General features: G+C 53.0%; 9 protein-coding genes. 4 read left to right on the top strand and 5 right to left on the bottom strand.

The genetic code is table 11. The annotated features are described in order from the left end of the window. Nucleotides 1-8: 8 nt before the first annotated feature. The 3 genes from fsa to ESM_RS0104500 all read left to right on the top strand — a co-directional run bounded on the left by fsa (nt 9) and on the right by ESM_RS0104500 (nt 2,677). Nucleotides 9-671 (top strand): fructose-6-phosphate aldolase, encoded by a 663-nt coding sequence (gene fsa / locus ESM_RS0104510; RefSeq protein WP_000424828.1) that lies wholly within the window; start codon nt 9-11, stop codon nt 669-671. A 10-nt stretch (nt 672-681) separates the two neighbouring features. Next, nucleotides 682-1,785 (top strand): bifunctional L-1,2-propanediol dehydrogenase/glycerol dehydrogenase, encoded by a 1,104-nt coding sequence (gene gldA / locus ESM_RS0104505; protein ID WP_000373979.1) that lies wholly within the window; start codon nt 682-684, stop codon nt 1,783-1,785. Between the two features lie 274 nt (nt 1,786-2,059). Further along, a complete protein-coding gene (locus ESM_RS0104500) occupies nt 2,060-2,677 on the top strand; it encodes a DUF1287 domain-containing protein (protein WP_000647904.1) in 618 nt (205 codons plus the stop codon). Between the two features lie 26 nt (nt 2,678-2,703). On the opposite strand, the gene yijE is transcribed toward ESM_RS0104500, so the two are convergent. The 3 genes from yijE to metF all read right to left on the bottom strand — a co-directional run bounded on the left by yijE (nt 2,704) and on the right by metF (nt 7,114). Beyond that, nucleotides 2,704-3,609 carry a cystine transporter YijE gene (gene yijE / locus ESM_RS0104495; RefSeq protein ID WP_001271260.1) on the bottom strand — a complete coding sequence of 302 codons (906 nt, stop codon included), beginning with the start codon at nt 3,607-3,609 and terminating at the stop codon, nt 2,704-2,706. A gap of 93 nt (nt 3,610-3,702) precedes the next feature. Beyond that, nucleotides 3,703-5,883, bottom strand: coding sequence for a catalase/peroxidase HPI (gene katG / locus ESM_RS0104490; RefSeq protein ID WP_000107702.1), 2,181 nt, complete (start codon nt 5,881-5,883; stop codon nt 3,703-3,705). A 340-nt stretch (nt 5,884-6,223) separates the two neighbouring features. Beyond that, complete coding sequence (gene metF / locus ESM_RS0104485; protein WP_000007531.1) at nt 6,224-7,114, bottom strand: methylenetetrahydrofolate reductase; 891 nt, start codon at nt 7,112-7,114, stop codon at nt 6,224-6,226. Between the two features lie 108 nt (nt 7,115-7,222). On the opposite strand from metF, the gene ESM_RS1000000128695 reads away from it, so the two are divergent. After that, nucleotides 7,223-7,360 (top strand): hypothetical protein, encoded by a 138-nt coding sequence (locus ESM_RS1000000128695; RefSeq protein WP_154663965.1) that lies wholly within the window; start codon nt 7,223-7,225, stop codon nt 7,358-7,360. A 104-nt stretch (nt 7,361-7,464) separates the two neighbouring features. Here the strand turns inward: ESM_RS1000000128695 and metL are convergent, their stop codons facing one another. Both metL and metB read right to left on the bottom strand, forming a co-directional pair. Further along, complete coding sequence (gene metL / locus ESM_RS0104475; RefSeq protein ID WP_000110800.1) at nt 7,465-9,897, bottom strand: bifunctional aspartate kinase/homoserine dehydrogenase II; 2,433 nt, start codon at nt 9,895-9,897, stop codon at nt 7,465-7,467. 2 nt (nt 9,898-9,899) lie between these two features. After that, entirely contained in the window at nt 9,900-11,060 is a 1,161-nt protein-coding gene (metB, locus tag ESM_RS0104470; RefSeq protein WP_010376580.1) for a cystathionine gamma-synthase, read from the bottom strand. Between the last annotated feature and the right edge of the window lie 95 nt (nt 11,061-11,155).

Raw genomic sequence — 11,155 nt, 5'->3', positions numbered from 1 at the left:
GAAACATCATGGAACTGTATCTGGACACCGCTAACGTCGCAGAAGTCGAACGTCTGGCACGCATATTCCCGATTGCCGGAGTGACGACTAACCCGAGCATTATTGCTGCCAGCAAGGAGTCCATCTGGGATGTACTGCCGCGTCTGCAAAAAGCGATTGGTGATGAGGGCATTCTGTTTGCTCAGACTATGAGCCGCGACGCACAGGGCATGGTAGAAGAAGCGAAACGTCTGCGCGACGTTATTCCGGGAATTGTGGTGAAAATTCCGGTAACATCCGAAGGTCTGGCAGCAATTAAATTGCTGAAAAAAGAAGGCATTACTACGCTGGGAACCGCAGTCTACAGCGCCGCACAAGGGCTATTAGCCGCACTGGCTGGCGCAAAATACGTGGCCCCCTATGTAAACCGCGTGGACGCTCAGGGCGGAGACGGCATTCGTACCGTACAGGAGCTGCAAGCGTTACTGGAAATGCACGCGCCAGAAAGCATGGTGCTGGCAGCCAGCTTTAAAACACCGCGTCAGGCGCTGGATTGTTTGCTGGCAGGATGTGAATCCATCACACTGCCCTTAGATGTAGCGCAACAAATGCTTAACACCCCTGCGGTAGAGTCAGCTATAGAGAAGTTCGAGCACGACTGGAATGCCGCATTTGGCAATACTCATCTCTAAAGGAGCAATTATGGACCGCATTATTCAATCACCAGGTAAATACATCCAGGGCGCTGATGTAATTAATCGCCTGGGCGAATACCTGAAACCGCTGGCAGAACGTTGGTTAGTTGTTGGCGATAAATTTGTATTAGGTTTTGCTCAGGCAACCGTCGAGCAAAGCTTTAAAGATGCCGGGCTGGTTGTTGAAATCGCACCCTTTGGCGGTGAATGTTCGCAAAATGAAATCGATCGTCTACGTGGCATCGCAGAAACCGCACAGTGTGGTGCAATTCTCGGTATTGGCGGCGGTAAAACCCTTGATACCGCCAAAGCACTGGCACATTTCATGGGTGTTCCGGTAGCAATCGCTCCGACTATCGCCTCTACCGACGCACCGTGCAGTGCGCTGTCTGTTATCTACACCGATGATGGTGAGTTTGACCGCTATCTGCTGCTGCCGAACAACCCGGAACGCGTCATTGTGGATACCAAAATTGTTGCTGGCGCACCTGCACGTCTGTTAGCGGCGGGTATTGGCGATGCGTTGGCAACCTGGTTTGAAGCACGTGCCTGTTCCCGCAGCGGCGCAACCACGATGGCGGGCGGTAAATGTACTCAGGCAGCACTGGCTCTGGCTGAACTGTGCTACAACACCCTGCTGGAAGAAGGCGAAAAAGCGATGCTTGCCGCTGAACAGCATGTGGTGACTCCGGCGCTGGAACGTGTGATTGAAGCTAACACCTATTTGAGCGGCGTGGGCTTTGAAAGCGGCGGCCTGGCGGCGGCGCACGCGGTGCACAATGGCCTGACGGCCATTCCGGATGCGCATCACTATTATCACGGTGAAAAAGTGGCATTCGGTACGCTGACGCAACTGGTTCTGGAAAACGCACCAGTTGAGGAAATCGAAACCGTAGCTGCGCTGTGCCATGCTGTCGGCCTGCCAATTACCCTGGCACAACTGGATATTAAAGAAGATATCCCGGCGAAAATGCGGATTGTCGCAGAAGCATCTTGTGCAGAAGGTGAAACTATTCACAACATGCCTGGCGGCGCCACGCCAGATCAGGTTTACGCTGCATTGCTGGTAGCCGACCAGTATGGTCAGCGTTTCCTGCAAGAGTGGGAATAACCTACGCCAAACTCCCGGCTTGTCCGGGAGTTTGAACGCAAAATAGCCTGATACGCTACGCTTATCAGGTCTACGTAATCTCTGCAATATATTGAATTTGCGTGATTTTGTAGGCCGAATAAGGCGTTCACGCCGCATCCGGCACTCTGTGCCAGTAAACTAAAACTCCCACGTTGTTCGGGAGTTTTTTATCCGCTTCTGGACATTTTCTCCACAGAACAATCGTTAGCCCGGAAGGTCGAATCTGTGACTCTTATTTTCACGGACGAAACAGATGAAAGCTTCACTGGCGTTGGTCAGCCTTCTAACGGCATTTACCAGCCACTCCTTAAAATCTCCCGCCGTTCCACCAACCGTGGTACAAATCCAGGCCAACACCAACCTTGCCATCGCAGACGGTGCCAGACAGCAAATTAGCAGCACGCTATTTTACGATCCGGCGTATGTGCAGCTTACCTATCCTGGCGGTGATGTCCCGCAGGAACGCGGCGTATGTTCTGATGTAGTGATCCGCGCATTACGCAGCCAGCAGGTAGATTTGCAGAAGCTGGTTCATGAAGATATGGCGAAGAATTTTGCCGAGTACCCGCAAAAATGGAAGTTAAAGCGCCCGGACAGCAACATCGACCACCGTCGGGTGCCTAATCTGGAAACCTGGTTTATCCGCCACGATAAAACACGCCCCACCAGCAAGAACCCCAGTGACTATCAAGCGGGCGATATTGTCTCCTGGCGATTAGATAACGGGCTGGCACATATTGGGGTGGTTTCAGATGGCTTCGCCCGCAACGGTACGCCACTGGTGATACATAACATTGGCGCAGGCGCGCAGGAAGAAGATGTGTTGTTTAGCTGGCAGATTGTCGGGCACTACCGCTATTTTGCTAAATAAGCGATAGCGCCCAGGGAAGACGCTCTTCAGATTTTTTTTACGCTGACGGCTTCTTTTTTCTTACGGCTTACCAGCGCCAGTGCCAGCACAATCAGCACAATACCGCTGCCTTCAACCGCGCCGGGGTTTTCACCAAGCAGCCACCAGGAAAAGAGTACGCCGCAAACAGGAACCGCCAGCGTGCTTAAGCTGGCAATACTGGCAGGTAAGTTTTTCAGTACAAATAGCCACAAACTCCAGGCCAGTGCCGTCGCCAGAATCGCACTGTAGGCCAGCGCCCAGAACACCGTGGGCTGCCAGTCAATTTCACGTTGCGGCACCAGCCAGGCGACCACACTCATCACCAGCGCCGCATAAAGCATCTGCCAGGATGTTAACGACAATAAATCCACGCGCGGATAGCGGGCATAAAGGCGTTTAGCAACAATCGCACTCGCCCCCCAACTGATGCCGGAGAGGATTGCCAGGATGGCGCTTTTCATCGAGGAGAAATCGAGTTGCCACGGCTGTAACACCAGCAATAATCCAACGGCGGCAATCAGAATAGCGAAATATTGCCCGCGTCGCAGGCGTTCACCAAGAAACAGCGCCGCGAGAATCACCACCCAGAACGGCATGGTATAGCTCAGGATTGCCACCTTCCCTGCTCCGCCGCTCACCAACGCCCATTGCGCCAGTCCCACCATCCCGCAGGTTTGTAACAGGGCAATAGCTAAAGTGTATTTAAACGGCGTCGGACGCATACCGCGGCCACGTAATAAAAGGACGATGAATAAAACGAGAGCGCCAAAAATGCAGCGTAAAGCAGTAAAGTCGAAGGCACCGATGTAGCTGGTGACTTGCTTCATGAAAATCCAGCTATAACTCCAGATAAGTGTGAGCACAACCAGGCCACTGATTGCCAGTGGGTTGCTCTTTCCTGCGGCAGACATGAGAGATCCAGTGTGTAGTTTTCCTGTGGACACTATACGCTGGTAAAGAAACTTCAGCGACCGCCTGAAAGGCAGTCGCTGAAGGAGTTCAGATTACAGCAGGTCGAAACGGTCGAGGTTCATCACTTTCACCCATGCCGCCACGAAGTCTTTAACAAACTTCTCGTGGGCGTCGCTGCTGGCGTAAACTTCTGCCAGCGCACGCAGGACGGAGTTAGAACCAAATACCAGGTCCGCACGGCTGGCAGTGTATTTCACTTCACCCGTTTCACGGTCACGGCCTTCGAACAGCTCTTTCGATTCGTCGGTCGCTTTCCACTCGTAACGCATATCCAGCAAGTTCACAAAGAAATCATTGCTCAATACGCCCACGCGGTCAGTAAAGACGCCGTTTTTGCTGCCATCGAAGTTGGCACCCAGTACGCGCATCCCGCCGACCAACACCGTCATTTCCGGTGCAGTCAGGGTCAATTGCTGTGCTTTATCGATCAACAGAGATTCAGTTGTAGCCTCACCCGCCGCAGCACGATAGTTACGGAAACCGTCGGCAACAGGTTTGAGCAGCTCAAACATCTCAATGTCAGTCTGATCCTGGCGCGCGTCTACACGGCCCGGTGTAAACGGAACATTAACGCTGATACCCGCCGCACTCGCCGCTTTTTCAACACCAACGACACCGGCAAGAACAATAATGTCGGCAAGCGACGCTGTATGGGAGGATTTGTAGATCCCTTCCAGCACCGGCAATGCACGTGCTGCTGCGGCATTAACTTCCCAGTCGCGCTGTGGAGCCAATGCCAGACGCGCACCATTCGCGCCGCCACGTTTATCCCCACCGCGGAAGGTGGAGGCGGAAGCCCAGGCAACAGAAACCAGCTCGCTCACGGAGAGGCCAGATTCAGCAATCGCCGCCTTAAGATTAAGGATATCTTCCTCGCTCGGGTTGAAGAACGCATGTGGCAGCGGATCTTGCCAGATCAGATCTTCTTTCGGCACTTCCGGTCCGATGTAGCGAGATTTCGGCCCCATATCTCTGTGCGTCAGTTTGAACCATGCACGGGCAAAGGCTTCGTTGAACGCTTGTGGATCATCGAGGAAGCGACGTGAAATCTTCTCAAACTCTGGATCAAAACGCAGAGTCAGGTCAGTGACCAACATCGTCGGCTTACGTTTCTTCGACGGATCGAACGGATCCGGGATAATTTCCGGAGCATCGACTGCTTCAAACTGGATGGCACCTGCCGGACTACGAGTCTGTACCCACTCATATTTGAACAGGTTTTCGAAGAAATAGTTGCTCCACTGAGTCGGCGTTTGCGTCCAGACCACTTCCAGGCCTGAAGTAATGGCATCGGCACCGACACCGGAACCAAAATCACTTTTCCAGCCTAAGCCCTGGTTTTCGATCGGTGCGGCTTCCGGATCAGGACCTACGTGCGTTGCCGGGCCTGCACCGTGAGTTTTACCTAACGTATGACCACCTGCGATCAGCGCAACGGTTTCTTCGTCGTTCATTCCCATATTGCCAAATGTCGCGCGAATAGCTGCAGCCGCGGAAAGCGGTTCACCGCTGGCATTTGGTCCTTCCGGGTTAACGTAAATCAGCCCCATTTCGGTTGCTGCTAATGGCCGTTTTGCCAGCTCTTCCGGATTACGGTGGGCAAGCCAGGTTTTTTCATCACCCCAGTTTACGTCGAGATCCGGTTCCCAGACGTCTTCACGACCGGCACCAAAACCGAAAGTACGGAAGCCAGAATTTTCCAGCGCCACGTTACCCGCAAGGATAAACAGGTCGGCCCAGGAGATTTTCTGACCATATTTTTGTTTGATTGGCCACAACAGACGACGCGCTTTATCCAGGCTGACGTTATCCGGCCAGGAGTTGAGCGGTGCAAAACGTTGCTGACCACGCCCCGCGCCACCGCGACCATCGATTGAACGGTAAGTCCCCGCGCCGTGCCAGGCCATACGAATAAACAGACCCGCGTAGCTGCCCCAGTCTGCTGGCCACCACGGTTGGGACTCTGTCAGCAGCTCTTTCAGATCTTTTTTCAGGCCGTAGTAATCTAGCTTGCTAAATTCTTTGCGGTAGTCGAAGTCCTCACCCAGTGGGTTAGAACGGTTAGAATGTTGGTTTAACAGGTCAACACGGAGTTGTTTTGGCCACCAGTCATGAGTGGTTGTTCCCGCACCGGCGCTCTGGTCATGACCGCCATGATGGAACGGACATTTTCCGCTAGCTGTTGTGTTATGGATATCGTCAGACGTGCTCATCAATATGCTCCCTCTACAGTGTTACCCTTAAGATACACAGCGTTAGAGAGAAGTTATAATTGAATTAATCCACGGATGCGATAGTTGGGATCTTACATATCATTAGTTAAAGAGATGTAGATCAAAATGATCTTAAATAAGCCTTTTTGATTATGTCCGATTACGGATAAATACTTTATACAAAGAGGCTTTATCGCTGTTTTCTCCCTGTTCCTTTAAGGAATAAAGGAGAAAAAGCGAGTCAATAGTTTTGCTGGTCTGCCCCCTCGCTTCGAGGAGGCATTTTGTGCTTTGTTTTAATTTTGTGATCACTGTGTGATTTTCACCGAAACAAAAACACTTATAAACCCGGTCTAACACCCAGCGTATGGCAAATCGCGTAACTCATTTCAGCACGGTTCAGAGTATAGAAGTGGAAATCTTTTACCCCTTCACGGCTTAAAATTTTCACCATATCCATCGCGATATTTGCACCCACCAGTTTACGGGTTTCGGCGTCGTCATCCAGGCCGTCAAACATTTGTGCCATCCACGCCGGAATGCGCACGTTAGTCATGTCGGCAAATTTCTTCGCCTGTTTAAAGTTAGAGACCGGCAAAATGCCCGGAATAATTTCCACATCAATCCCCGCAGAGACACAACGGTCGCGAAAGCGCAGGTAGCTTTCGACATCAAAGAAGAATTGAGTGATAGCGCGGTTGGCTCCAGCATCCACTTTGCGTCTCAGGTTGAGTAAATCCGCCTGGGCGCTTTTCGCTTCCGGGTGAACTTCCGGATACGCCGCTACTGAAATATCGAAATCCGCGACTTCTTTTAACAGCTCCACCAGGTCAGAAGCATACATTTCCGGCTTACCGCTTCCCGACGGCAGGTCACCACGCAGCGCCACGATATGGCGAATACCGTTATTCCAGTAGTCACGGGCGATGGTGCGCAGCTCGTCGGGAGTCGCATCAATGCAGGTAAGATGCGGTGCAGCTTCCAGACCAGTACGCTCTTTAATACCTTTAATAATACTGTGCGTGCGGTCGCGCTCGCCGGAGTTCGCACCATAGGTCACCGAAACAAATTTTGGTTTCAGGCTGCTAAGACGATCGATGGAGTTCCACAGGGTCTGCTCCATTTCACTGGTACGCGGCGGGAAAAACTCGAACGAAACGTTAATCTGCCCCTGGACTTCTGCCAGACTCTGATTCAGGGCATCCCGCTGGCTGGCGTGAAAAAAGCTCATACCTTACCTCATCAATCGCTTGTAGTTATATGTTGTGTTGTGAACATCTATCCGTTTAGACGTCCAGATGTAAAGATGAAGGAAAAGCGGAGGAGCGTCAACCGAAAAATGACCAATGATGGTGAGGAAAAATCAGGAAAGATGAGAAAAATTCAAGATGGTAAGGAAAAGAAAATCCGGAATGCAAGGCAGACCGGATTACAGATGCAGGCTGACAACGTACTTATTGCTTCTTGCCGGATGTAGCGCAAACGCTTCATCCGGCCTATAACCAAATGATAAATCAATATATTTAGTTAGAAACCATAGACACGAAAACATGTGTACCAGGCATTATTAGATTCCTGAAATTACAACAACTGCGCCAGGCGGTTAATATCTGACTGAATCGCCCCGGCGGTGACGTCGCGCCCTGCGCCTGGCCCACGGATCACCAGCGGGTTATCGCGATACCAGCGGCTTTCGATGGCAAAGACGTTATCGCACGGCAGCAGTGATGCCAGCGGATGGTCTTCACGCACCGCTTCTACACCAACACGCGCTTTGCCATTGGCATCGAAACGCGCCACGTAGCGCAGCACCAGCCCCATTTCGCGGGCGGCTTCCAGTCGTTGCACCATCTGCTCATTCAGTTCATCGCCGTTTTCAAAGAAGTGGTCGATGCTGCCGCCTTCACAATGTGCTGGCACCAGCGACTCCACGCGCACCTGGTCCGGTTCAATGTTGTAACCCGCTTCACGCGCCAGAATCACCAGTTTGCGCATCACGTCTTTACCGGAAAGGTCATCACGCGGGTCAGGCTCGGTTAAGCCCTGTTGCCACGCCTGATCCACCAGTTCGGTAAACGGCACGCTGCCGTCGAATTGCAGGAACAGCCAGGAGAGCGTGCCGGAGAAGATCCCGCTGATCGACAAAATAGTGTCGCCGCTGTCGATCAGATCGCGCACAGTGTGGTTGATCGGCAAGCCCGCGCCGACGGTGGCGTTATACAACCAGTGACGTCCGGTCTTTTCGAAAGCGTCGTGGATCTGGCGATATTTGTTGCTGTCGCTGGCTCCCGCCAGTTTGTTGGCGCTGATAACGTGGAAACCGTGACTGGCGAAATCGAGATACTGGTCAGCAAGCTGCTGACTGGCGGTAACGTCCAGCACCACTAAATCATCATACGGATGGGCGCGCATCCACAGAAACAGCGACTCTTCATCCTGCTCGACGGCTTCATCATTGAAGAAGGCTAACGCGCGGCTGGCGTCCAGGCCATCATAGCTCAACAGGCTGCGGCGGCTGTCCACCACGCCTGCCAGCACAAACTCAAATCCGGTACGCGCCGAGAGCGTACTTTGCTCACGAGAGAACAGTTCCAGCCAACGCGAACCGATATTGCCCTTACCGAACAGGACCAGGCCGATGCGTTTTTCCGCGCGGAAGACGGACTGATGCAGTCCCTGAATAAGGCTTTCGGTCGGGCCGGTGCGTAGTACTGCCACCAGACTGATACCGTCATCCGACTGCCAGGTAAATTCGACCGGCTGACCTTTCAGTTGCTGCCAGAAACGGTGGCAATGCAGTGGGTTACGGGTGACACCTGCGCCTACCATCGCTACCAACGCCAGCCCCTGACGCAGACGCAGTTCGCCTGGCAATCCTGCTTCATCGAGAATTTTCAGGGCGCTATCAGCCACTTCGGAGGTATAGCAAAATTGCAGCAACTGGCGATCGTTATGCACGCCAACTGCCAGCGGACGCACCTGAGCACGTTTCAAAATCTGGTCGATTTCTTTATGTGCCAGTTTGAAATCCTGGCGGGTTGGCACCTGAAACTCAATCAAACAGACATCGTCGTGGCTGGTGACAATTCGCGCACCAGTGCCGGAAGCCAGTACACGTTCAATACGCGTAGAACCTTGATCCGGCGTATAGCTACAGCGCAGTTGCAGGTCGATTTCGCTACCAGAAACGGGCTGTAAGGTACGGGCGTGGAGAACAGGGGCTGCCAGACGCGCCAGTTCGCTGGCTTCATCAAGACGCAGCAATGGCAGCAGACAGGCATCTTTCACTTTGCGCGGGTCGGCGCTGTATACCCCGGCGACATCGCTCCAGATAGTTACGCGGGAAACACCCGCCAGCGCACCGATTTGGGTGGCGGAATAGTCGGAACCGTTACGCCCCAGCAGTACCGTTTCACCGGCGTTGTTACGGCTGATAAACCCGGTCACAACCAGACGTTTGCCCGGATGCTGCACCAGCAATTGTTGCAGCAACGGATAAGACAGGCCTTCATCAACCTGCGGTTGTGCGGCGCGTTCAGCGCGTAAAAATTCACGGGCATCGAGCCAGGCCGCAGGCAGTCCTTGTTGGTTAAGCACCGCGGACATCAAACGCGCCGACCATACTTCACCGTGGCCTACCACTTCCGCATATACTGCGTCGGTGATACCGCTGTCGAGCTGCGCCGCCAGACGTTCCAGATCGCTGACAAAGGCGCTGATGAGGCTATCGGCTTCTTCGGCGGGTAACAGGCCGCTAATCAGATCGCACTGATAACGACGTAGCGTTTGTTGAACCTGATGCGCAGAGAGACGATCGGTCTGGCTTAGTTTCAACCAGTTAATCAACTGGTTAGTGGTGCTACCCGCGGCGGAAACCACCATCATATCGTCGGGCTGAGAGTACTCCGCCATAATGCCCGCAACACGCAAATAACACTTCACATCAGCCAGACTACTGCCACCAAATTTATGCAGTTGACGACCTTTCGCCCCTGCCTGCGCAATCACACTCATTTTTACCCCTTGTTTGCAGCCCGGAAGCCATTTTCCAGGTCGGCAATTAAATCTTCGCCATCTTCAATACCGGTGGAGATACGCAACAGCGTCTCGGAGATCCCGGCGGCAGCACGCGCTTCTGGTGCCATGCCTGCGTGTGTCATGGTTGCGGCGTGAGAGATTAAACTTTCCACTCCCCCTAATGATTCCGCCAGCGTAAATAACGACAGCCCGCCCAGGAAGCGACGCAGCGTCTGCTCATCACCATCCAGTTCAAAACTCAACATTGCGCCAAAGCCTTTTTGCTGACGCACGGCAATTTCATGCCCCTGATTTTCCGGCAGCGACGGATGATAAAGTTTTTTCACCAGCGGTTGGGTTTGCAGATATTTCACAATCGCCTGCGCGTTGCGCTGAGCCAGGTCCATACGCGGAACCAGAGTTCGCAGACCACGCAGCAACAAATAACTGTCAAACGCACCACCCGTCACGCCAATATTGTTTGCCCACCAGGCCAGTTCGGTGACCACATCCGGATCTTTAGCAATCACCACGCCAGCCACTACGTCAGAGTGGCCATTCAGATATTTCGTACATGAATGCAACACCAGATCGGCACCCAATGCCAGCGGATTTTGTAATGCCGGGCTTAAGAAGGTGTTATCCACCACGCTCACCGCCCCAACTTCCCTTGCCAGATGGCAGATTTTCGCAATATCCACGACGCGTAACAATGGATTACTGGGGCTTTCTACCAACACCAGTTTGGGCTTTTCTGCCAGTGCCGCTTGTAATGCCTGCTCATCACTTTGATCAACAAACAGCACGCGATAACAACCACGCTTCGCCAGACTGTCGAACAGACGATAGCTGCCGCCGTAACAATCGTGCGGCGCAACCAACAGATCGCCCGGCTTCAAAAAGACGGTAGTCACCAGATGGATGGCTGACATGCCGGTATTAGTAAGCACCGCGCCAGCGCCACCTTCCAGTTCTGCCAGCGCACGCTGCACGACATCGCGCGTCGGGTTGCCGCGACGCGAGTAATCATGCGCACGCGGTTCATTAAATCCGGTAAAATTATAGGTGCTGGAAAGATGGATCGGTGGGACAACGCAACCATACTGTTCGTCGTCATTTAACCCGCTACGCACTGCGATGGTGGCCTGTTTACGCGTCATGTGATGAAGTTCCCTGGGCTGAGTCGGTGAAAAGACAGGCACCAGAGTAAACATTGTGTTAATGGACGTCAATACATCTGGACATCTAAACTTCT

This window comes from Escherichia sp. TW09308, assembly GCF_000208565.1.
In the GTDB taxonomy this organism is placed as follows: domain Bacteria; phylum Pseudomonadota; class Gammaproteobacteria; order Enterobacterales; family Enterobacteriaceae; genus Escherichia; species Escherichia marmotae.
Note: the sequence above shows the minus strand (reverse complement) of the source record. Positions and strands in the feature narration are given on the sequence as shown.

What these genes read in the sequence shown, in the direction of transcription:
- metF (WP_000007531.1), bottom strand. Translation starts at nt 7,114, where the DNA reads ATGAGCTTTTTTCACGCCAGCCAGCGGGATGCCCTGAATCAGAGTCTG.
- ESM_RS1000000128695 (WP_154663965.1), top strand. Translation starts at nt 7,223, where the DNA reads ATGACCAATGATGGTGAGGAAAAATCAGGAAAGATGAGAAAAATTCAA.
- gldA (WP_000373979.1), top strand. Translation starts at nt 682, where the DNA reads ATGGACCGCATTATTCAATCACCAGGTAAATACATCCAGGGCGCTGAT.
- ESM_RS0104500 (WP_000647904.1), top strand. Translation starts at nt 2,060, where the DNA reads ATGAAAGCTTCACTGGCGTTGGTCAGCCTTCTAACGGCATTTACCAGC.
- metL (WP_000110800.1), bottom strand. Translation starts at nt 9,897, where the DNA reads ATGAGTGTGATTGCGCAGGCAGGGGCGAAAGGTCGTCAACTGCATAAA.
- metB (WP_010376580.1), bottom strand. Translation starts at nt 11,060, where the DNA reads ATGACGCGTAAACAGGCCACCATCGCAGTGCGTAGCGGGTTAAATGAC.
- fsa (WP_000424828.1), top strand. Translation starts at nt 9, where the DNA reads ATGGAACTGTATCTGGACACCGCTAACGTCGCAGAAGTCGAACGTCTG.
- yijE (WP_001271260.1), bottom strand. Translation starts at nt 3,609, where the DNA reads ATGTCTGCCGCAGGAAAGAGCAACCCACTGGCAATCAGTGGCCTGGTT.
- katG (WP_000107702.1), bottom strand. Translation starts at nt 5,883, where the DNA reads ATGAGCACGTCTGACGATATCCATAACACAACAGCTAGCGGAAAATGT.